A 21,036-nucleotide genomic window follows, 5' to 3' on the forward strand; every position below is an offset into this window, starting at 1 on the left:
CACCTGATCCCACTGGAGCACGCAATGAAACGACTGATCCTGGTAGCGGCCTGCGCCTTCGCGCTGGCGGCCTGCAGCAATCCCGAGGCCGAACGCCAGGCGCAGGAAGCCGCCGCGGCCGCCGCCAAGGCGCAGCAGGAAGAGAAGGCCGAAGGCGTGGCCAAGCAGTACGACATGGCCGTCGCCTCGCAGGATTGGGAGCGCGCGCGCATCCACGGGGGTTCGCTGCTGGATCAGTACAAAGACACCGACGTCGCTGCGCGGATCGAACCGGGCTACGCCGAGGTCAAGACCAAGGCCGAGGCCGCGCGCGAAACGCGGCGCCTGCAGGCACTGTGGCAATACAACAAGATTCCGATCGGCACCAAGGGCATCCAGGCCTCCGCGCAGATCTACAGCAAGGAGCGCGTGGATGTGGACGGCAGTGGCGCCAAGCCGGTGCAGCTGGTGTTCCGCGACCATCCCGAGTGGAAGCGCCACGCCTATCTGGTGCTGCAGGCCGGGGATTTCCGCTGCCCGAAGTGCCAGGTCAAGGTGACCGTCGACGATGGCAAGCCGGTCTCGATGGCCGCCTGGCGTCCGGATACCGATGAAGCCATCGCGATGTTCATCACCGACCAGAAGGCGCTGTGGAACCTGGCGCGCAAGGCCAAGGTGATCAGCATCGAGTTCCCGGTCAAGGCGGGCGGAACACGTACCGCAGTGTTCGAGACCGGTGGCGTGGACGCCAGCCAGATGCCGCAGTGGTGGCAGTGAGCGACCTGCCGGCGATCCGTCACTGGGTGTTCGACATGGACGGCACGCTGACCGTGGCCGTGCATGATTTCCAGCGCATCAAACGCGAACTTGCGATACCGCCTGATGACGACATCCTCAGCCACCTCGCCGCGTTGCCAGCCGAGGTGGCGGCGGCCAAGCACGACTGGCTGCTCGCGCACGAACGCGCACTCGCCGAGCAGGCGCAGGCCGCCCCCGGCGCAGTGGCCCTGGTACGCACCCTTCACGCCGCGGGCTGCCGGCTGGGCATCCTCACCCGCAATGCGCGCGAACTCGCCCAGGTGACGCTGCAGGCAATCGGTGTGGGGGACATGTTCGCCCCCGATGACATCATCGGCCGCGGCGAAGCCGAGCCCAAGCCATCACCGGCCGGGCTGGAGTACTTCGTTGCGCGCTGGCAGGCCGTCCCCGCCCAGATGGTGATGGTCGGCGACCATCGCTTCGACCTGGAATGCGGCCGTGCCGCCGGCACCCGCACCGTGCTGGTCAACACCCCGGACAACCCCTGGCCCGGCATGGCCTGCTGGCACCTGGCCAACTGCGGCGAGGTGCAGGCGGCATGGGAAGGCAAGCAGATGTCGGCCTGACCGCGCCGAACCTGAAAAGCAGCCAGGCATGGCCTGGCTCTACCCTTATCACCCCCGATTCCCCTCTGGTGGAAAGCCCCCTTGGTGTTCAAGGGGGCGCGCCGAAGGCGCGGGGATCAGGCGGAATGCGCGGGACGGTTGCGCCGGAGGCGCAGTCGTCTCAAGGGGGCGCGCCGAAGGCGCGTGGATCAGGTGGCATGCAATTGGGACCCGCGATTCGCTATGGCGAATCGTGGGCCGCGTTTGATCGCATTGCGATCAAACGGTCAGCGCGTAGCCGAATTGCTGCTTGAACTGCTCATTGAACTCATCGAACGTGAAGCGCTGGTTCTGGGTGCCCGGGTGCTCGACCTTCAGCGCGCCCATCAGGTTGCCCATGCGACCGATGGTCAGCCAGTCGTAGCCCTTCTCGATGCCGTAGATCAGGCCGGCGCGGAACGCATCGCCACAGCCGGTCGGATCGACCACGCGGCGCTCGTGCGCCGGCGGGATGTCATAGGTCTTTTCCGGCGTGTGGATGACCGCGCCCTTGGGGCCACGGGTGGTGATGTAGGCCTTGACCCGGCTCACGATCGCCTTTTCATCCCAGCCGGTGCGCTCCTGCAGCAGGTTGGACTCGTAGTCGTTGACGACGACGTAGTCGGCCTGCTCGATGAAGGTGCGCAGCTCCGGGCCGTTGAACAGCGGCATGGCCTGGCCCGGGTCGAAGATGAACGGCACGCCGGCGTCGAAGAATTCCTGCGAGTTCTGGATCATGCCTTCGCGCCCGTCCGGGCCGACCAGGCCCAGGGTCACGCCCGGCACGTCTTTCACGTGGTTCTCGTAGGACCGCATCATCGCGCCCGGGTGGAAGGCGGTGATCTGGTTGTTGTCATGATCGGTGGTGATGAACGCCTGCGGGGTGAACAGCTCATCGATCACCTTGACCCGGCTCAGGTCGATGCCCAGGCCCTGGAAGTACTCGCGGTACGGGCCGAAATCCGAACCCACCGTGCCCATCGGGATCGGTTCGCCACCCAGCAGGTACAGGTTGTAGGCGATGTTGCCGGCGCAACCGCCGAATTCACGACGCATCCGCGGCACCAGGAACGACACATTCAGGATGTGCACCTTGTCCGGCAGGATGTGATTCTTGAACTGGTCCGGGAACACCATGATGGTGTCGAAGGCAAGAGAACCACAGATCAAAGCGGACATCGAGTAAGGCCTATGCGGAAGGGGGTTTGAGGCCCGTTGGGCGGGCAACGAAACGGCGCCCTGCGGCGCCCTGCGGCGCAAAGGTTAACGGGTAGGGCGGCTTTGGGCCAGAACCCGGGCTGTCCGGATTGGCCTGAATGGCCGTGAAGGCTGGCTTTCGGCCAGATTTGTCCTTGCTCGCGCACAGGGGGATTGCTAGGCTTGTCGACCTCGAATTCTGCCCATTTTTTCGCCATCCCGCGTTGGGCGCGACACCCCTCAGGATCAACTCCCAGATGTTCAAGAAACTGCGTGGCATGTTCTCCAATGACCTGTCCATCGACCTGGGCACGGCCAACACCCTCATCTACGTGCGTGGGCAGGGGATCGTGCTGAACGAGCCGTCGGTCGTGGCCGTGCGCCAGGACCGTGCCATCGGTGGCACCCGTTCCGTGGCTGCCGTGGGCGCCGAGGCCAAGCAGATGCTCGGCCGTACCCCGGGCCATATCACCACCATCCGCCCGATGAAGGACGGCGTCATCGCCGACTTCACCTACACCGAGGCGATGCTCAAGCACTTCATCAAGAAGGTCCACAAGTCGCGCTTCCTGCGCCCGAGCCCGCGCGTGCTGGTCTGCGTGCCGGCCGGTTCGACCCAGGTCGAGCGCCGTGCGATCAAGGAATCGGCCGAGGAGGCCGGTGCGCGTGATGTGTTCCTGATCGAAGAGCCCATGGCCGCTGCGATCGGCGCCGGCATGCCGGTCACCGAGGCGCGCGGCTCGATGGTCATCGACATCGGCGGTGGCACCACCGAAGTGGCCGTGATCTCGCTCAACGGCATCGTCTACTCGGCCTCCGTGCGTATCGGCGGCGACCGCTTCGACGAATCGATCACCAACTACGTGCGCCGCAACCACGGCATGCTGATCGGTGAAGCGACCGCCGAGCGGATCAAGGTCGAGCTGGGCTGCGCCTACCCGCAGGCGGAAGTGATCGAGATGGAAATCTCCGGCCGCAACCTCGCCGAGGGCGTGCCGAAGATGATCAAGATCAACTCCAACGAAGTGCTTGAAGCCCTGCACGAGCCGCTGTCGGGCATCGTCAGCGCGGTCAAGCTGGCGCTGGAGCAGACCCCGCCGGAATTGTGCGCCGACGTCGCCGAGCGCGGCATCGTGCTGACCGGTGGCGGCGCCCTGCTGCGTGACATGGACCGCCTGATCTCCGAGGAAACCGGCCTGCACGTGCAGGTGGCCGATGACCCGCTGACCTGTGTGGCCCGCGGTGGTGGTCGTGCGCTGGAGCTGGTGGACATGCACGGCAACGAGTTCTTTGCGCCGGAGTGAGCCGTACCGGCCGTGTATCGTAGACGCGCCTCTGCGGCGTGATGCCTCCGGCAAGCTTCGCTTGCCGGGCGTCACCTCGCCGGGGCGTTGTCGCATGCTGTTCCCGCTGCGCTCTTGTTCCGCGCGCTTCATCCACACCTTTTCCAGTCGACGCCTGTGCCGCCTTACGCCGGTCCTCCCGTAGCCTCCCGTCAGGGCGATGCCGCCAGTCCGCTGCGCCTGCTCGCTTACCTGGCGTTGGCCATCACCCTGATCGTGCTCGATGATCAGGCTGGCTGGCTGTCGCGCCTGCGCGCGCAGGCCAACGTGCTGGTGCAGCCGGTATGGGCGCTGGCCGGCCTGCCCGGGCGCCTGGGCACGCAGGTCAAGGACAACGCCGCCAGCCACGGTCAGCTCGTCACCGAGAACCGTGAACTGCGCAACCAGTTGCTCATCGCCAATGCGCGGTTGACGCGCCTGCAGACCGCCGCGCTGGACAACGCCCAGCTGCGCGAGCTGCTCAACGTGGCCGAACGCAGCGGACTGGACGTACAGCTCGCCCCGATCCTGGATATCGACCTGGACCCGGTGCGCCAGCGCCTGGTACTGGCCGCCGGCACCCGCGATGGCGTGCATGTCGGCCAGGCGGTGATCGATGCCGGTGGCCTGATGGGCCAGGTGATCGCCACCACCGGCAACAGCGCGACCGTGCTGCTGCTCACCGATCCCGATCATGCCGTGCCCGTCACCGTGGCCCGTAATGGCGTGCGCCTGATTGTCTATGGTCGCGGCGACACCCTGGAGCTGCGCGACATCCCGCTCAGCGCCGGGGTGGAAGTGGGCGACGAGATCGTGACCTCCGGCCTGGGCGGGCGCTTCCCGGCCGGGTTCCCGGTGGGCAGCATCACCGCGCTGCGGCCGGATGACACCCATGCCTTCCTGGTCGGCGAGCTGAAGCCGGCCGCCCAGCTGGACCGCGGCCGCGATGTGTTGCTGCTGCGCCCGGGCGAGGCGATCCGCATTCCGCCGAACCTGCGTCGGGATACCAGCGAAGCCGGTGGACCGGCCGCTGCGCCGCTGCAGGAGGGCACGCCGGCCGGCACCGCAGCGCCGGCCAGTACCACCCCGGCGGGTTCATCCCCGGTCACGACGGCACCTGCGGCGGCGCCCGCCAATGCACCACAGGCCAACCGGCCCGGTCCGGCCGCACCGGTACCGGTGACCGCTCCGCGCCGTGCCGCAGCCGAATCCACGGTAGTGCCGAGCCATGCTCGGCAGGCCGAACCCGTGGAGAACCGGCCATGAGCCGCCTGCGCGACAAACCCTGGGTGCTGCCGGTGAGTCTGGTAGTGGCGCTGCTGCTCGGCCTGCTGCCCCTGCCGGCGCTGCTGCAGCCGCTGCGTCCGTACTGGCTGGCACTGGTGCTGGCCTACTGGGTGATCGAGACACCGGACCGGGTCGGGCTGGGCATCGCCTTCGCCAGCGGCGTCATCGCCGATCTACTCTATGGCGGCGTGCTGGGCGAGCAGGCGCTGCGGCTGGTGATCCTGACCTTCATCCTGCAGCGCTTCCGCGCGCGGATCCGCTTCTTCCCGATGTCCCAGCAGATCCTGGCGATCGGCGGCCTGCTGTTCAACGACCGCATCGTCAGCGCGGTGGTGCACATCGTGGTCGGCGAGCCGACCCTGCCGTGGTCGTACTGGTGGGCGCCGCTGCTGGGCATGGCGCTGTGGCCGCTGGTGTTCGTACTGCTGGACGCGCTGCGCTTCGGGCGACGCGGGCGCTGACATGTACATGCGCCGCCAGGCCAAGAATCCGCATGCCGAGGCAGAACAGTTCCGGCGCCGTGCCGCGCTTGGCTTCCTCGGCGTGCTGGTGTGCCTGTTCGGCCTGGGCGGCTGGTACTTCAAGCTGCAGGTGATGGACCACGACATCTACGCCACGCGCTCGGAGGCCAACCGGATCAAGCCGCGGCCGGTGGTGCCGGGGCGCGGGATGATCTACGACCGCAACGGCCGGCTGCTGGCCGAGAACGTGCCGGCGTTCCGCCTGGACATCACCCCGGACAAGGTCAAGGACATGGACGCCACCCTGGCGGGCCTGTCGAAGATCCTCGCGCTCAGCCCGGAAGACATCGAGACCTTCAACAAGTCGCGCAAGGCGCGTCGCAGCTTCCTGCCGGTCACGCTCAAGCTGCGTGTCACCGATGAAGAGATGGCGCGTTTCGCGGTGGACCGCTGGCGCTTCCCGGGCGTGGAGCTGGAGCCGTACCTGACCCGTCGTTACCCGTACGGCGATCTGTTCGCGCACATCATCGGCTACGTCGGCCGGGTCGATGACAAGGACCTGGAGATGCTGGGCGAGGGCAATGCCGCGTTGACCCACATCGGCAAGTCCGGGCTGGAGCGCTATTACGAGCAGCAGCTGCGCGGCAAGGTTGGCTACGAGCAGGTCGAGACCAACGTGCAGGGCCGCGCGATCCGCACCATCGGCCGGGTCGCGGCGCAGTCGGGCAGCGATCTGCGGCTGTCCATCGATGCCGATCTGCAGCGCGCGATGGTCGCCGCCTTCGGCGAGTTCGAAGGCGCAGCGGTGGCGATGGACCCGCGCACCGGCGAAGTGCTGGCGATGGTGAGCCTGCCGTCCTACGACCCCAACCTGTTCGTCAACGGCATCTCGCATGCCGATTTCAAGGCGCTCAACGACAACCCCTCGCGGCCGCAGTTCAACCGCCTGGTGCTGGGCGGCGTCGCGCCGGGTTCGACGATCAAGCCGCTGATCGGCCTGGCCGGTCTGGACAGCGGCGTGCGCAGGCCCGAAGACAAGATCCTGTCCACCGGCATGTTCTATCTGCCGGGCACCTCGCGCGGCTGGGGCGATGCCAACCGTGGCGGCCATGGCTGGACCGATCTGCGCAAGTCGATCACCCAGTCGGTGAATACGTATTACTACAAGCTCGCGCTGGATCTGGGCATCGATCGCTTCGACCATTACATGGGCTATTACGGGTTCGGTGCGCCTACCGGGATCGACCTGACCGGCGAGATCGGCGGCATCCTGCCCTCGCCGGCAGCGAAGTACAAATCGCGCAAGGAACGCTGGTACCCCGGCGATACGGTCAACGTCAGCATCGGGCAGGGTGACTGGAAGGTCACTCCGCTGCAGCTGGTGCATGGGGTGGCCGGCATCGCAGATGGTCAGCTGCGCCAGCCGCACCTGGTGATGCAGCAGCGCGCGGGATTCGATGCGGACTGGACCGCGACGCCGGCGGGCGAGAGCAAGCCGATCAGCCCCACGCCGAGCAATCTGCAGGCAGTGCGCGAGGGCATGATGGGCACCATGCAGCCCGGCGGCAGTGGCGCCCGGGCGGCTGCGGGTGCGCCTTACGTCATGGCCGGCAAGACCGGTACCGCGCAGGTGATCAGCCGCCGTGGTACCGCGGCGGTGAACCCGCGCAGCCTGCCGATGCACCTGCGCCACCGCGCGCTGTTCGTCGGCTTCGCGCCGGCTGACAATCCGGTCATCGCCGTGGCCATCGCGGTGGAAGGCGGTGGTTACGGTGGCTCGGCCGCCGCACCGATCGCACGCAAGATTTTCGATGCCTGGCTGCTGGGCAAGATGCCCGACGGCCTGGAACCGCTGGACAGCGAGCGCGGCACCACCGCGATCGGCATCACCGCGTTCGACGGCGGCGGTGCCACCGCGCGCGACGCGGGCGATGCCGCAGTGGCGGCACTGGAACTGTTGCCGGTGGTGGTGGGTGTGCCTGCCGCGCCGGCGCCGGCGCCTGCGCCTGCTCCGGCACCCGGTGCACCCGTGCCCAGTGCCACCCCGCCCCCGACCGCACCGGAGCGGCCACGATGAAGGTCTTCCTGCGCTGGTCGGTCGACATGGCCGTCCGCTTCAGCAGCTCGCTGGACTGGGTACTGTGCCTGGCGCTGGGCGCGCTGATGCTGATCGGCCTGGCGGTGCTCAAGAGTGCCGGCGGCGATGGGCTGGTGTTCGCCCAGGGTGCGCGTTTCGCGGTCGGCCTGGCCGCGATGTGGGCGATCTCGCGCGTGTCGATTCTGCGCATCCGCTCGGCCACGCCGTTGATCTACGCGATCTCGATGATTCCGCTGCTGGCCGTGTTCGTGCTCGGCACCGGCAAGTACGGCCGGCAATGGCTGGATCTGAAGCTGTTCTACCTGCAGCCGGCCGAGCTGCTCAAAGTCAGCCTGCCGATGATGGTGGCCTGGTACCTGCATCGCATGCCGTTGCCGCCACGCTTCTCCACGGTGCTGACCAGCGCGGTGATCATCGGTGTGCCAACCGGGCTGGTGATGCTGCAGCCGGACTTCGGCACCGGCGTGCTGATCGCCGCCAGCGGTGCGTTCGTGCTGCTGCTGGCCGGCCTGCCGTGGTGGTGGGTCGGCGTGGCGGTCGGTGGTGTCGCCGCGGCCGCACCCGTGGCTTGGTTCTGGCTGCTGCGGCCATACCAGAAGGACCGCATCATGATGTTCATGGACCCGGAGAGCGACGCGCTCGGCGCGGGCTGGAACATCATCCAGTCCAAGATCGCGATCGGCTCGGGTGGCCTGGATGGCAAGGGCTGGGGGCAGGGCTCGCAGTCGCACCTGAACTTCATTCCCGAGCAGACCACCGACTTCGCGTTCTCCGTGCTCAGCGAGGAGTTCGGGTGGATCGGTGTGGCCATCGTGCTGGCGCTGTACCTGGTGGTGATCGGGCGCTGCCTGTGGATCGCCTCGCAGTCGCGCGACTCTTATTCGCGCCTGCTCGCTGGCGCGACGGGGCTGGCGTTCTTCGTCTATGTGCTGGTCAACGGCGGCATGATCTCCGGCCTGCTGCCGGTGGTCGGCGTGCCGATGCCGCTGATCAGTTATGGCGGTACGTCTGCGGTGTCGCTGTTGGCCGGTTTCGGTCTGGTGATGGCGGTGCGTCGCCACAATCCGGTGCACGGCGGCTACGGCTGAGCGTGCGTGCCGCCTGTGCCGTGGCGTTGCGGTACGGGTCGGCTAAGGTTTGCGGTGTCCACGCGTGTTACGGTCCTGCGCTCGCGCCGGCCCGCGCAGCGGGTCCGCTTTCTGTTCGCGTGTCGCCTCCTGCTGTGCGTCGCGTCATCCACAGGAGTCGTCCGCATGGTCGAACTACTGCAGCGCGCACGCGCCGTGTTCCATTTCTTTTTCCGCACGCTGGATCTGCCCCTGCTGGGCGCGCTGTGCCTGCTGATGGTGGCCGGGCTGGCCGTGCTGCACAGCGTGGACGGGCCCGTGCATGCGCAGGCGATGCGCTACGGCGCCGGGCTCGCCGCGCTGTGGGGGCTGTCGCGGCTGCCGGTGATGACGCTGCGCGCGTGGTCGCCCTGGATCTACACGCTGTCCTTGCTGCCCCTGCTGGCCGTGTATGTGGTCGGCACCGGCAAGTACGGCCAGCGCTGGTTGAACCTGGGCGTGTTCTATCTGCAGCCTTCCGAGCTGCTCAAGCTCAGCCTGCCGATGATGATGGCCTGGTACCTGCACAAGCAGCCCTTGCCACCACGGCCGCGCGCGGTGCTGACCGCCGCGTTGCTGATCGGTGGCCCGGCGGTGCTGATCCTGCTGCAGCCCAACCTGGGCACGGCCACGCTGGTGACCGCCAGCGGGGTATTCGCGCTGCTGCTGGCCGGCCTGCGCTGGTGGTGGATGGCCGTCGCGCTGGGGGGAGTGTCGGTGGCCGCACCGCTGGCGTGGTTCGGGCTGCTGCGGCAGTACCAGAAGGATCGCGTGCTGACCTTCCTGTATCCGGAGAACGATCCGCTGGGCACCGGCTGGAACATCATCCAGTCCAAGATCGCGATCGGCTCGGGCGGCATGCACGGCAAAGGCTGGGGGCAGGGCACCCAGGCCACGCTGGATTTCCTGCCCGAGTACACCACCGATTTCGCCTTCTCGGTGCTGGCCGAGGAATTCGGCTGGGTCGGCGTGACGGTGGTGCTCAGCCTGTTCCTGTTCGTGACCGCGCGCTGCCTGTGGATCGCCAGCCACTCGCGCTGCGGCTACTCGCGTCTGCTGGTGGGCACCACTGGCCTGGTGTTCTTCGTCTATGTGCTGGTCAACGGCGGCATGATTTCCGGCGTGCTGCCGGTCGTGGGCGTCCCGATGCCGCTGATCAGCTATGGCGGTACCTCGGCGGTATCGCTGCTCGCCAGTTTCGGGCTGGTGATGGCGGCGCGGCAGCATCAGCCGGTGCATCCCACGTAAGCGATGGCGGTGGCGATTTGCGCGGGCTTGCGACGCGGAAACGCTTTCAGGTGCAGGCACGGTCAAGGTGCTGCGGCAAAAGTGAGAAGTGGCGCACAGATATGAAGTGACTTGATCTCGATCAATGGACATGTCGCAAACGGCCTGCACAATGGCGGCCCGCCAACAACGACGCGCTGAGCCAAGCATCGCGAAGGGGGAGTCTGGCGGGGAGTAGTTGACCTCACAGGTAGAGAGGGCGAGGCGCGCGCTGGGGAGATGCGCGCCGCGCCGCTGCCGATCGGGTCCGGTTTGGCCGGTTGCGTCCGCGGGGATGGGGACGCAGCCGGCGGACCTCTTGACACGCCGGCGCCACCCGGAAAAGTGAGACCTGCGTTGCCACCCCGCCCATCGTGCATCGATCACGGCGGGACCGTTCTCCGCGCTGCGATGATCTGTCGCGATCCTCCGATCCGCGCTGGCCATCGGCGGAACATGAATGGGGAACGCCCGCGTGCCTGTCTACACGCGGCCTTAACGGCCTCTGGCAAACTTGCGCAATCCGTTGAGATTCATGGTCTTAGGGGTTTTAATTCATCCATGACCTGCTAACCTGCCGCGATGATCCGACGCTCCCTGGCCTGCATGCTCACGCTCGGTTTGGTCGCTTGTGCGACCCAGCCGCAGACTCCTTCACCGTCGCCGCAGGCCTCGGGTGTTCCCGTTTCCCCGCCTCCCGGCAGCAAGGGCCCAGCCGAAGCGGCCCCGGAGGCGGCGGCCGCCACTGCGGCCCCGGTCGATCTGACCCCGGTCCCGTTCGAGGTGGCCCGCGCCAACTTCGTCCGTGATACCGCCGCCCGCTACGGCATTCCTGCCGGCCAGATCGAGGCAACCCTGGCCCAGGCGCAGATCCGCGACCCGATCATCGCGGCGATGTCGCGCCCGGCCGAGCGGGTCAAACCGTGGAACGAATACCGGCCGATGTTCATCAGCCAGGCGCGGATCGAGGGCGGCAAGAAGTTCCTCGCCCAGCATCGCGATGAACTGATGCGGGTGCAGCAGCGCACCGGTGTGCCGGCCGAGGTGATCGTGGCGATCATCGGCGTGGAAACCAGCTACGGCGGCAACACCGGCAGCTACCGGGTGCTCGATGCGCTGTACACGCTGGCCTTCAAGTACCCGCGCAGTGGCGATCCGGCCAAGCTCGAACGCGAAGTGCGCCGCGAGCTGTTCTTCCGCGACGAACTGGCGCGCCTGTTCGCACTGACCCGCGACGAGAAGCTGGACATCACCGCGATCAAGGGCAGCTACGCCGGCGCGATGGGCATGGGCCAGTTCATGCCTTCCAGCTATCTGGACTATGCGGTGGACGGCAACGGCGATGGCCGTCGCGACCTGTTCAACAGCTATGACGACGTCTTCTCCTCGATCGCCAATTACTTCGTCAAGAAGGGCGGTTGGGTCCGCGGTGGCCCGGTCGCCGTGCCGGCCACGCTGCAGGCCGGTCGTGAAGAGTTCAATCCGACCGAATGGGCGCCGACCTGGACCCTGTCCGAGCTGGCCCAGCGCGGTTACCAGCCCAGCGTCGCGGTCGCGGCCGGCCTGACCGCCACGCCGATCACGCTGGAAGGCAGTACCGGCAAGCAGTACTGGCTGGGCTTCCAGAACTACTACGCCATTACCCGCTACAACCTCTCGAAAATGTATGCGATGGCTGTGTACCAGTTGTCCCAGGCCATCGCCGGACAGGAGTTGCCGCCGGCATGATCACGATCGCACGCTCCAGATGGCTGATCCCGGGTTGTTTGATACTGGCACTGGCCGCCTGCAGCAGTGCGCCGAAGAAGCCCGCTGGCAGCACCGCCGGCAGCAGCAAGCCGTCCGGCGCGGTGGTGCAGGGCAAAGGCGGGCGTCCGGCGCATTGCCCTGAAGGCTCGCCTTACAAGGCCGCGTCGGAAGACCCGAGCACGCGCGGCGACTATCGCGCTGGCGGGCTGTACAAGCCCGGCGTGAATGACAGCACCCCGACCTACATTCCCAATGTGGCCTGCATCCCGGAGCCGGAGGTCGTGGACCTGCCGCGTTCGCCGGTCGGCAACAAATCGCCGTACGTGGTGCTGGGCAAGCAGTACCAGGTGATGGACAAGACCCGCGGGTATGCCGAAAAGGGCACCGCTTCATACTACGGCGCCAAGTTCCATGGCCGCCTGACGTCCAACCGTGAGGTGTACGACATGTACGCCTTCACCGCCGCACACAAGACCCTGCCGTTGCCGAGCTTCGCCCGGGTGACCAACCTGGACAACGGCGAATCGGTGATCGTGCGGGTGAACGATCGTGGCCCATTCCACGATGGCCGCGTGGTCGATCTCAGCTACGCCGCCGCGGTACGCCTGGGCATCACCCAGCGCGGCACCGGCAACGTCGAAGTCCGCGCGCTGGCCCCGGGCGATGACAACCTGCTGGCCGACAAACCCAGTCGCCGCGAGCGCCGCGAGGTCGCTGCCGCTGCGGCGGCCGCGAGCACCCCGGCCGCGGGCGCACGCAGCGCCAGCGAGTTGGACGCCCTGGTCGGCAAGCTGCCGGCTGCCACGGCGACCGCTGCCGCCAAGCCGGCCGGCGAGCAGTACCGTTACCGCGTCGCCGACTCGGCCAAGCCGGGCAACGCCGACAACTTCGATCACTGGATGCGCGACAACGGCGTGCGCGTGGCCACCGGCAAGCCGGCCACCACCCAGGCCGCCAGCATCAACACCGCCCCGGTGGCGGTGGCCGCATTGCCCGCCGCCGCCCCTGCGGCGCGCCCGGCACCGCCCTCCGGCGCAACGCTCTCCCAGCAGGTCCTGGGCAGCGTGCTGCTGCAGGTCGCCAGCTTTGCCAGCCGCGACAACGCCACCCGCGCGCTCGGGCAGTTGTCCTCGGCCGGTATCGCCGGGGCCAGCATCAGCGACATCGTCAGTGGCGGGCGTACCCTGTGGCGCCTGCGCGTCCCGGCGCCCGACCATGCCAGTGCCTCGGAACTTGCCGGCCGGATCGCCGGTCTGGGCTTCGGGGCGCCGCAGATCGTGAAGGACTGAGCCTTCCATCGCACGCGGCACGCCAGCGCGTGCCGCTGCTCCATGGGCCTACAATGCCCGTTATCCCTCATCCCCCCCTTGGCGCCCTCCAGGAGCTTGCTGTCCGATGAAATTCCGCTTTGCCGCCGCTGCCATGGCCACGACCCTGTTCGTGGGCATGGTTTCCGCCCAGACCCCCCTGCCGACCCCGGCACCGGCGCCTGCTCCCGCCGCCGCCGCCCCAGCCACCGTCGCGACCCCGCCGGCGCCCAAGCCCAGCATCTCCAAGGCCTGGATCCTGATGGATTACGCCACCGGGCAGGTCCTGGCCGGTGAAAACGTGCACGAACAACTGGCCCCGGCCAGCATCACCAAGGTGATGACCTCGTACGTCGTGGCCGCCGAGGTCAAGAACGGCAAGGTCCGTACCGACGACCAGGTGATGATGAGCGAGCGCGCCTGGCGCGAGGGCGGCGCCGGCACTGATGGCAGCTACAGTGGCTTCCCGGTCAACCAGACCGCGCGTCTGGAAGACATGGAAAAGGGCATGGCGATCCAGTCCGGCAACGATGCCGCGATCGCTCTGGCCGAGCACGTCGCCGGCAGCGAAGAAGCCTTCGCCTCGCTGATGAACAGCTACGCCGCCAAGATCGGCATGAAGGACTCCCACTTCGTCAACGCACACGGTCTGAGCGCGCCGGGCCACCACACCACCGCCTACGATCTGGCCCTGCTCGGCCGTGCGATGGTGCGCGACTACCCGGAAACCTACGCCTACAACAAGGTGAAGGAATTCACCGTGGGCAGCATCACCCAGCCCAACCGCAACCTGCTGCTGTGGCGCGACCAGAGCGTGGACGGTATCAAGACCGGTCACACCTCCGAAGCCGGCTACTGCCTGATGAGTTCGGCCCAGCGCGGCGACCAGCGTCTCGTGGCCGTGGTCCTCGGTGGTGGCTCGGAAAAGCAGCGCGCCGATGACAGCCTGGCCCTGCTCAACTGGGGCTTCCGCTTCTTCGAAACCCACCGCATGTATGAGCCGGGCAAGGTCGTGGCCGAGCACAAGGTGTGGAAGGGCAAGACCGCCACGCTGCAGCTGGGCGTCGCCCAGCCGATGCTGGTCAGCGTCCCGCGCGGCCGTTACAACGATCTCAAGCCGAGCATCGATGTGCCCAAGACCCTCGAAGCCCCGTTCACCGCCGGCCAGCAGGTCGGCACCCTGAAGGTGATGCTGGACAACCAGGTCGTCGCCCAGGCGCCGCTGGTGGCTGTGGCCGCCGTGGAAGAAGCCGGCTTCTTCAAGCGCCTGTGGGACAGCTTCTGGATGTGGTGGGAATCGGAATAATCCGGTTCTACCGCACTGAAAAAAGACCGGCGAAAGCCGGTCTTTTTTTGCGCGTCCCTTCCGGCTGCCCGGTAGTGCCGGCTGCTGGCCGGCTTCTGGTCCGGGCGCCGTTACAGCGAGCGGCTGATGGTAAAGCTGCCGAACACCGGCGCCTCGCGCTGCCCATCGAACTCCCGCGTGCTGTGGTAACGGGCCAACGCGAACTTCCAGCGCCCGCGCATCACCGCCAGCCCGTAGCCGGCCTGGGCCACCACAGGGCGCTTGTCCACACTGTGGCTGTTGCGGAACGTATTGCCGTCCAGCGTGATATCCCGGATCACCCACGCCGCATCCGTGGTGCCGAACAGATGCCACGACCACCCGCTCGGCTTGCCACCGCGCGTCGGCGCCGTGTTCTCACCGGCGGGGCGCAGCGGCGTACTGCCGAAATCGTCCGGCAGCTTCCAGCCGAAGCGCACCTCGCCACCGGCATTGACGTGCGTGGCCAGGTTGCCCACCGCGCCGCCGTAATGGCTGATCGCATCCCAGCCCCAGCCGCCCAGGTTCTCACTGGCATCGGCCGGCCAACGGCGCATCCGCTCATGCGTCAGCATGAACACCGGTTCGTTGTGCAGCTGGTTGTCCCAGCCCTGGAACTTCTCGTCGCCCAGCAGCTCGTGCACCGCGTTCTGCACCTCCTCGCCAAGCGCCCACGGCCCCACCACGCCCACCGCCAGCTGCGTCGTCTGCAGGCGGTCGCCGCGGCGCGCGTTGTAGCCGAAGCTGGCGATCAGCACGCCCGCATACGGGCGATCGTCCTCGATCAGATCCTTCCGGGTGAAATCGGTCGGGGTGAAAATGCCCTGGGCCAGGCTGAAGATCATGTTCTGCTGCTCGAACTCGCCCGGGTGCAACCGCTCCAGATGGCTGTTGACCCAGCGCGCCAGGCGCGGCAGGCAGGGATCGTCGGTGTAATCGACCAGGTTTGGCGAGACCAGGGTGATCTGGGCACCATTGGTATAGCCCTGATCCTGATCCTTGCCGCCGAACAGATCGTTGTCGACGCGGAAGTTGACCTGGGGCGGATGCTCGCGCATCGCATCGGGCCCGCATTGAGACGCGGCATGGGCGGCAGGGGCAGCCAAGGCCAGGAGACCGGCAAGGGCGGCCGGCAGCGCGAAGGGCTTCAGGGACATGGGATACCAGACGGGGATTTATGCTTTCTTAAGCCGATACAGCGTAGTCAGAGCGTGATGTCGTGAACAGCGCTGCGCACGCACTGCTGCGTTTTAAACACGATGCAGGTGTTTTCACGGACCGTTGGGCGCCAGTGTGCGCACGATCAAGCAGCGCTTGGGTTCGGGCGCAGGCATCCCCATAATCCCGGTCATGGAGATCAAGTCTGACAACCCCGACCACGGCTTCCAGTTCCCCGGCCAGTTCGAACTCAGCGCCATGGGCGCGGCCGGCAAGGACCTGGAACGCGAACTGCCGCGCCTGCTCGAACTGGCCGGCGTCGACGTGCTGAGCGAACGCATCAGCTGGAAACACTCGTCCAACGGCAAGTATGTGTCGGTGCGACTGGTGTTCAAGGCTGACAACCGCGACCAGTACGATGCCGCGCACACCGCGCTGCGTGACCACCCGGAAGTGAAGTGGACGCTGTAACCAGCTGCGCCACCGCGGCGGCCCCGGGCGACCGGGCCCCGCAGCCTGCCATTGTCCGCGACCTCGGCCGCCAGCCGTATGCCCCGGTGTGGCACGCCATGCAGCGCTTCACCGATGCCCGGACCGAACACACCCCGGACGAGCTGTGGGTGGTCGAGCACGATCCGGTGTTCACCCTGGGCCAGGCCGGCAAGGACGAGCACGTGCTCGCCCCGGGCGATATTCCCGTGCTGCATGTGGACCGTGGCGGCCAGGTGACGTATCACGGCCCCGGCCAGATCGTGATCTACCCGCTGCTGCAGCTGCGGCGGCTGGGGATCGGCGTGCGCGACTACGTCTGCCGGATCGAGCAGGCCCTCATCGATACCCTGGACGAGTGGAACATCGGCGCCGAGCGCCTTGATGGCGCCCCGGGCGTCTATGTGGGCGGTGCCAAGATCGCTGCGCTGGGCATCCGCGTCCGCCGCGGCTGCACCTTCCATGGCCTGGCCTTCAATGTGGCCATGGACCTGGAACCGTTCCGCCGGATCAACCCCTGTGGCTATCAAGGGCTGCAGGTGACCTCGGTGGTAGACTTGGGGGGACCGTCCGGCATGGCGGCCGTCACGCCGGTGCTGCTGGGCCATCTGGCCCGCCAGTTCGGCCTGGCCCTCGAGCCGGCCGCTGAATTACCCGATTTGACTGACGCGGCATGAACGCCGCCGACCAAGGCCATGACTGAAACCACCGCTCGCCTCATTCCCCTGCAGGTCGTGCAGGGCGACACGCCGTCCGCCGCCCCGTTGCAGACGGGCGTCAAACAGATCGGCGGTGACAAGATCGGCCGCTCGCCGGTGCAGTTCGCCGACGTGCCGGTGCTGCGCAAGCCGTCGTGGATCCGCGTGCGGATTCCCTCCGGCAACGCCGTGCAGAACCTCAAGGCCAAGCTTCGCGAGAACCGCCTGGTCACGGTCTGCGAGGAAGCCAGCTGCCCCAATATCCACGAGTGCTTCAGCCACGGCACCGCGACCTTCATGATCCTCGGCGAGGTCTGCACCCGCCGTTGCTCGTTCTGCGACGTCGCCCACGGCCGGCCCAAGCCGCCGGACGCCAACGAGCCGGCCAGCCTGTCCCAGACCGTGGCCGACATGGGCCTGAAGTATGTGGTGGTGACCAGCGTGGATCGCGATGACCTGCGCGACGGCGGTGCCCAGCACTTCGCCGACTGCATCGGTGCCATCCGTGCCAAGTCGCCCAGGACCAAGATCGAAGTGCTGACCCCGGATTTCCGTGGCAAGGGCCGCATGGAGCGCGCGCTGGAGATCCTGGCGACCAACCCGCCGGATGTGTTCAACCACAACATCGAAACCGTGCCGGACCTGTACCGCAATGTGCGCCCGGGCGCGGACTACCAGTGGTCGCTGACCCTGCTCAAGAAGTTCAAGGCCCAGCACCCGGAGATCGCCACCAAGTCCGGCATCATGCTCGGCCTCGGCGAGACCCTGGAGCAGGTCCAGGCCACGCTGCGTGACCTGCGCGAGCATGACGTGGACATGATCACGATCGGCCAGTACCTGCAGCCGACCGCGCATCACCATCCGGTGCTGCGTTACTGGACCCCCGAGGAATACAAGGCACTGGAGGAGTACGGCAATGCGCTGGGCTTCAGCCACGTTGCCTCCGGTCCAATGGTGCGCTCGTCCTACCACGCCGACCGCCAGGCGGCCGACGCCGGCGTCGCCGGTTGATCCCACGGGCCCTTCGGGGCCCGTTCTGCCAATCCCACACGTCTTTACCCGGCCGCGGCCCTGAACCGCGGATGGCCGCAGGCCTGTGCCTGCCTGCTGATCCCGCCGGTATTCACAAATTTCTCCAACGGCCTCGGTAGGCTGAAGGCCCCGGTGACAAACGCGGCAACTTTCGGCACTGTCGTGGTGTCTGTAATGCACGCAGTCTCTCCCTTGGCAAGGTGCCACGAGCTAGTCCATGAAATTCAAAGCCCCCGCATTCCTGATGGCCCTGGCGCTCACCGCGCCGATGGCACTGGCCGCCTACGCCGATTCGCCCGCGCTGCCTTCGGCTGCCACGGCCGACCAGGTGACCACCTCCAAGCTGGTCTACGGACTGCTCTCGGACAGCCGATACGCCTACCGGCCGCGCGCACTGGATGCGGCGACCTCCAAGGACGTCTTCAAGCGCTACTTGGAGTCGCTCGACAGCAGCAAACAGTTCTTCACCCAGGCCGACATCACCCGTTTCGCCCCGTTCGAAGCCAACATCGCCACGGCCATCCGCGGCGGTGAGCTGGAGCCGGCGTTCCAGGTGTTCGCGGTCTACAAGCAGCGCGTGGGTGAGCGTGTCGGCTATGCGCGCAAGCTGCTCAAGACCGATTTCGATTTCAGTACCGATGAAAAGTTCGAGTACGACCGCAAGGACGTGCCGTGGGCCGCGAGCAGCGCCGAACTGGACGATCTGTGGCGCAAGTCGGTCAAGAACGATTGGCTGCGCCTGAAGCTGGCCGGCAAGCAGCCGGCCGAGATCCGCAAGACACTGGACAAGCGTTACGCCACGCTGGAAAAGTCGGTCAATGAGCTCAAGGGCGAGGACGTGTTCCAGTTCTTCCTCAACGCCTACACCAGCGCCGTGGATCCGCACACCGATTACTTCACCCCGCGCACCGCCGAGAACTTCAACCAGGCGATGTCGCTGTCGCTGGAAGGCATCGGCGCGCAGCTGCAGCGGCAGGACGACATGGTGGTGATCCGCGAGGTCATCGCCGGTGGTCCGGCGGCCGTCAACGGCACGCTGAAGCCGGGCGACCGCATCGTCGGCGTGGGCCAGGGCAAGTCCGGTCCGCTGGAAGACGTGATCGGCTGGCGCATCGATGATGTGGTGGCCAAGATCCGCGGCAAGAGCGATACCCAGGTCCGTCTGGAGTTCATTCCGGCCGAAGAAGGCGTCGACGGCAAGCACCACACCCTGGTGCTGACCCGCCAGAAGGTGCGTCTGGCCGAACAGGCCGCCAAGGGCGAGACCCTGACCATCCCGGCCAAGGACGGGGAGCCGGCCCGCAAGGTCGGCGTGATCAAACTGCCGACCTTCTACCAGGATTTCGAAGGCCGCCGCCGCAACGCCGCCGACTACGCGTCTGCGACCCGCGACGTGGCCAAACTGCTGGCCGGCTTCAAGGCCGACAAGCTCGATGGCGTGGTGCTGGATCTGCGCAACAACGGCGGTGGTTCGCTGGATGAAGCCATTGAGCTGACCGGTCTGTTCATCGAGCAGGGCCCGGTGGTCCAGGTGCGTGAGTCCGGTGGCCGCGTCACCGTCAACAGTGACCGCAGCGAAGTGGTGGCGTGGGACGGCCCGCTGGCCGTGCTGATCAACCGTGGCTCGGCCTCGGCGTCGGAAATCTTCGCCGGCGCCATCCAGGATTACGGCCGTGGCCTGGTGATCGGTGAGACCACCTTCGGCAAGGGGACCGTGCAGAACATCGTCGACCTCGACCGTTGGCCGAGTGGCGAGACCCAGCGCTTCGGCCAGGTCAAGCTGACCATCGCCCAGTTCTTCCGCGTCAGCGGCAGCAGCACCCAGCACAAGGGTGTGGTCCCGGATCTGGCCTTCCCGGCCAGCGTGGACGCCAGCGAGTACGGTGAAAGCACCTACGACAACGCCCTGCCGTGGACCCGCATCGCCGCCGTGCCGCACACCCAGTACGGCAACTTCGGCCCGCTGCTGCCCAAGCTGGAAAGCCGCCACGACACGCGTATTGCTGCCGACAAGGAGTTCCAGTGGTGGAACGAGGACGTCGAGCAGTTCCGCGCCGAGAAGGCCAAGAAGTACATCTCGCTCAACGAGGCCGAGCGCCGCGCCGAGCGTGAGAAGCAGGACAAGCAGCGCACCGACCGCCAGGCCATCCGCAAGGAACTGGGTCTGGATCTGGATCCGCTGGCCGATGACAGCAATGACGACGGCCTGACCGGCAACGAGCGCGACATCGTCAAGGATGCCGCCCGCGAGAAGGCCGCCGAGAAGCGTCCGGATCCGCTGCTGCGTGAATCGGCTGCGATCCTCGCCGATGCGGTGAACCTGCTGGAAACCGACCGCCCGCTGTCGGCCCAGGTGCTGCCGCAGTCGACGGCGGTGGGCCGCTGGGCGGACTGACCGCCCCGCAGCCGCCAGCTGAACCGATGACAACTCCACAGGCCGCCCTTCGGGGCGGCCTGTGCGTATCCACCTCCCGCCAACGCACACAGGTCTATCCTTGGAGGCTGGATTTCCGCAGGAGCGGCCATGCGCTTTCGTCGTGTACGTTCGATCCCGCTGCTGGCGGTGGTCGCCGCCTTGACTGCCTGTGGCGGTCGCGCCGCTGACAGCACCCTGATCCGCGAGTCGTTCGACTCGGGGGATACCTACTCGCGTACCGTGCCCGGCGCACCGGGCCAGGCCTGCGAGGCCGCGCGCCGGACGCTGCTCAGCCAGGGCTACGCGATTGCCCGTGCCGGCGATGATGCGGTGGAAGGCAACAAGAATTTCCAGCCCAAGGACGACGAGCACGAGCAACTGGTGCTGCGCATCTCCTGCGCGCCGCGCGGGGACCAGGCACTGGTGTTCGTCAGCGCGGTGCAGGACCGTTACGCCCTCAAGAAGAGCCCGACCTCGGCCAGTGTCGGCGTGGGGGCGCTCGGCTCGGTGTCGCTGCCGTTTGGCAGCAATGACGATTCGCTGGTGAAGGTGGCCAGCAGCACGGTGCAGGATGCGAGCTTCTACCGTCGCTTCTTCGAACGCCTGCAGCAGTATCTGCCGGCCGCTGCAGTGCCCGAGCCTGCACCAGCGGCGGCACCGGCGCCTGCCGCCGCGGTCGAGGCGACGCCTGCTACGGTGGTGAGCGATACCCCGGCCTCCCTGCACTGAGCGGGCTGCGGTGCG

Annotated in this window: 18 protein-coding genes; 16 read left to right on the top strand and 2 right to left on the bottom strand. The window is 67.2% G+C overall.

Annotation, left to right across the window (positions count from 1 at the left end; all coding sequences use genetic code 11):
* The first annotated feature begins 24 nt into the window (after positions 1-24).
* Entirely contained in the window at positions 25-756 is a 732-nt protein-coding gene (locus EDF74_RS10950) for a hypothetical protein (protein ID WP_123730157.1), read from the top strand.
* Between the two features lie 5 nt (positions 757-761).
* Entirely contained in the window at positions 762-1,364 is a 603-nt protein-coding gene (locus tag EDF74_RS10955) for an HAD family hydrolase (protein WP_343202913.1), read from the top strand.
* 258 nt (positions 1,365-1,622) lie between these two features.
* Here the strand turns inward: EDF74_RS10955 and EDF74_RS10960 are convergent, their stop codons facing one another.
* The gene (locus EDF74_RS10960; protein WP_123730158.1) at positions 1,623-2,561 is read right to left on the bottom strand and encodes a carbohydrate kinase family protein; all 939 of its coding nucleotides are present in this window, start codon (positions 2,559-2,561) and stop codon (positions 1,623-1,625) included.
* 275 nt (positions 2,562-2,836) lie between these two features.
* Between EDF74_RS10960 and EDF74_RS10965 the strand changes: the two genes are divergently transcribed.
* The 9 genes from EDF74_RS10965 (at position 2,837) to EDF74_RS11005 (ending at position 14,481) form a co-directional block, all read left to right on the top strand.
* Entirely contained in the window at positions 2,837-3,883 is a 1,047-nt protein-coding gene (locus EDF74_RS10965; RefSeq protein ID WP_019186044.1) for a rod shape-determining protein, read from the top strand.
* 156 nt (positions 3,884-4,039) lie between these two features.
* Positions 4,040-5,167 carry a rod shape-determining protein MreC gene (gene mreC / locus EDF74_RS10970; protein WP_123730159.1) on the top strand — a complete coding sequence of 376 codons (1,128 nt, stop codon included), beginning with the start codon at positions 4,040-4,042 and terminating at the stop codon, positions 5,165-5,167.
* Positions 5,164-5,649, top strand: a complete 486-nt coding sequence (gene mreD, locus EDF74_RS10975; RefSeq protein ID WP_019186042.1) for a rod shape-determining protein MreD — start codon at positions 5,164-5,166, stop codon at positions 5,647-5,649. The genes mreC and mreD overlap by 4 nt, the downstream gene beginning before the upstream one ends.
* A 1-nt stretch (position 5,650) precedes the next feature.
* Positions 5,651-7,726, top strand: coding sequence for a penicillin-binding protein 2 (mrdA, locus tag EDF74_RS10980; RefSeq protein WP_123730160.1), 2,076 nt, complete (start codon positions 5,651-5,653; stop codon positions 7,724-7,726).
* The gene (gene rodA / locus EDF74_RS10985) at positions 7,723-8,835 is read left to right on the top strand and encodes a rod shape-determining protein RodA (RefSeq protein ID WP_123730161.1); all 1,113 of its coding nucleotides are present in this window, start codon (positions 7,723-7,725) and stop codon (positions 8,833-8,835) included. The genes mrdA and rodA (EDF74_RS10985) overlap by 4 nt, the downstream gene beginning before the upstream one ends.
* 165 nt (positions 8,836-9,000) lie before the next feature.
* A complete protein-coding gene (gene rodA / locus EDF74_RS10990; RefSeq protein ID WP_123730162.1) occupies positions 9,001-10,101 on the top strand; it encodes a rod shape-determining protein RodA in 1,101 nt (366 codons plus the stop codon).
* 600 nt (positions 10,102-10,701) lie between these two features.
* A complete protein-coding gene (gene mltB, locus EDF74_RS10995; protein WP_123730163.1) occupies positions 10,702-11,847 on the top strand; it encodes a lytic murein transglycosylase B in 1,146 nt (381 codons plus the stop codon).
* Entirely contained in the window at positions 11,844-13,157 is a 1,314-nt protein-coding gene (locus EDF74_RS11000; RefSeq protein ID WP_123730164.1) for a septal ring lytic transglycosylase RlpA family protein, read from the top strand. The genes mltB and EDF74_RS11000 overlap by 4 nt, the downstream gene beginning before the upstream one ends.
* Before the next feature lie 106 nt (positions 13,158-13,263).
* Positions 13,264-14,481, top strand: a complete 1,218-nt coding sequence (locus EDF74_RS11005; protein ID WP_123730165.1) for a D-alanyl-D-alanine carboxypeptidase family protein — start codon at positions 13,264-13,266, stop codon at positions 14,479-14,481.
* Positions 14,482-14,591: 110 nt separating this feature from the next.
* Here the strand turns inward: EDF74_RS11005 and EDF74_RS11010 are convergent, their stop codons facing one another.
* Positions 14,592-15,656, bottom strand: a complete 1,065-nt coding sequence (locus tag EDF74_RS11010; RefSeq protein WP_123730166.1) for a lipid A deacylase LpxR family protein — start codon at positions 15,654-15,656, stop codon at positions 14,592-14,594.
* Between the two features lie 193 nt (positions 15,657-15,849).
* On the opposite strand from EDF74_RS11010, the gene EDF74_RS11015 reads away from it, so the two are divergent.
* From EDF74_RS11015 to EDF74_RS11035, 5 genes are all read left to right on the top strand, one after another.
* Entirely contained in the window at positions 15,850-16,128 is a 279-nt protein-coding gene (locus EDF74_RS11015; RefSeq protein ID WP_123730167.1) for a DUF493 family protein, read from the top strand.
* Entirely contained in the window at positions 16,116-16,823 is a 708-nt protein-coding gene (gene lipB / locus EDF74_RS11020; protein WP_123730168.1) for a lipoyl(octanoyl) transferase LipB, read from the top strand. Before EDF74_RS11015 ends, lipB begins: the two co-directional genes overlap by 13 nt.
* A gap of 18 nt (positions 16,824-16,841) precedes the next feature.
* A complete protein-coding gene (gene lipA / locus EDF74_RS11025; protein WP_123730169.1) occupies positions 16,842-17,855 on the top strand; it encodes a lipoyl synthase in 1,014 nt (337 codons plus the stop codon).
* A 238-nt stretch (positions 17,856-18,093) separates the two neighbouring features.
* Complete coding sequence (locus EDF74_RS11030; RefSeq protein WP_123730170.1) at positions 18,094-20,271, top strand: carboxy terminal-processing peptidase; 2,178 nt, start codon at positions 18,094-18,096, stop codon at positions 20,269-20,271.
* Between the two features lie 129 nt (positions 20,272-20,400).
* A complete protein-coding gene (locus EDF74_RS11035; RefSeq protein WP_123730171.1) occupies positions 20,401-21,021 on the top strand; it encodes a DUF2242 domain-containing protein in 621 nt (206 codons plus the stop codon).
* Positions 21,022-21,036: the final 15 nt, after the last annotated feature.

This window comes from Stenotrophomonas rhizophila, assembly GCF_003751305.1.
GTDB classification, from domain to species: domain Bacteria; phylum Pseudomonadota; class Gammaproteobacteria; order Xanthomonadales; family Xanthomonadaceae; genus Stenotrophomonas; species Stenotrophomonas rhizophila_B.

Bases quoted from the DNA above. Each gene is read 5' to 3' on its own strand.
- lipA (WP_123730169.1), top strand. From the start codon at position 16,842: ATGACTGAAACCACCGCTCGCCTCATTCCCCTGCAGGTCGTGCAGGGC.
- rodA (WP_123730161.1), top strand. From the start codon at position 7,723: ATGAAGGTCTTCCTGCGCTGGTCGGTCGACATGGCCGTCCGCTTCAGC.
- EDF74_RS11015 (WP_123730167.1), top strand. From the start codon at position 15,850: ATGGAGATCAAGTCTGACAACCCCGACCACGGCTTCCAGTTCCCCGGC.
- EDF74_RS11030 (WP_123730170.1), top strand. From the start codon at position 18,094: ATGAAATTCAAAGCCCCCGCATTCCTGATGGCCCTGGCGCTCACCGCG.
- rodA (WP_123730162.1), top strand. From the start codon at position 9,001: ATGGTCGAACTACTGCAGCGCGCACGCGCCGTGTTCCATTTCTTTTTC.
- EDF74_RS11005 (WP_123730165.1), top strand. From the start codon at position 13,264: ATGAAATTCCGCTTTGCCGCCGCTGCCATGGCCACGACCCTGTTCGTG.
- EDF74_RS11035 (WP_123730171.1), top strand. From the start codon at position 20,401: ATGCGCTTTCGTCGTGTACGTTCGATCCCGCTGCTGGCGGTGGTCGCC.
- EDF74_RS11010 (WP_123730166.1), bottom strand. From the start codon at position 15,656: ATGTCCCTGAAGCCCTTCGCGCTGCCGGCCGCCCTTGCCGGTCTCCTG.
- mreD (WP_019186042.1), top strand. From the start codon at position 5,164: ATGAGCCGCCTGCGCGACAAACCCTGGGTGCTGCCGGTGAGTCTGGTA.
- mltB (WP_123730163.1), top strand. From the start codon at position 10,702: ATGATCCGACGCTCCCTGGCCTGCATGCTCACGCTCGGTTTGGTCGCT.
- EDF74_RS10950 (WP_123730157.1), top strand. From the start codon at position 25: ATGAAACGACTGATCCTGGTAGCGGCCTGCGCCTTCGCGCTGGCGGCC.
- EDF74_RS10965 (WP_019186044.1), top strand. From the start codon at position 2,837: ATGTTCAAGAAACTGCGTGGCATGTTCTCCAATGACCTGTCCATCGAC.
- EDF74_RS11000 (WP_123730164.1), top strand. From the start codon at position 11,844: ATGATCACGATCGCACGCTCCAGATGGCTGATCCCGGGTTGTTTGATA.
- mrdA (WP_123730160.1), top strand. From the start codon at position 5,651: ATGTACATGCGCCGCCAGGCCAAGAATCCGCATGCCGAGGCAGAACAG.
- EDF74_RS10960 (WP_123730158.1), bottom strand. From the start codon at position 2,561: ATGTCCGCTTTGATCTGTGGTTCTCTTGCCTTCGACACCATCATGGTG.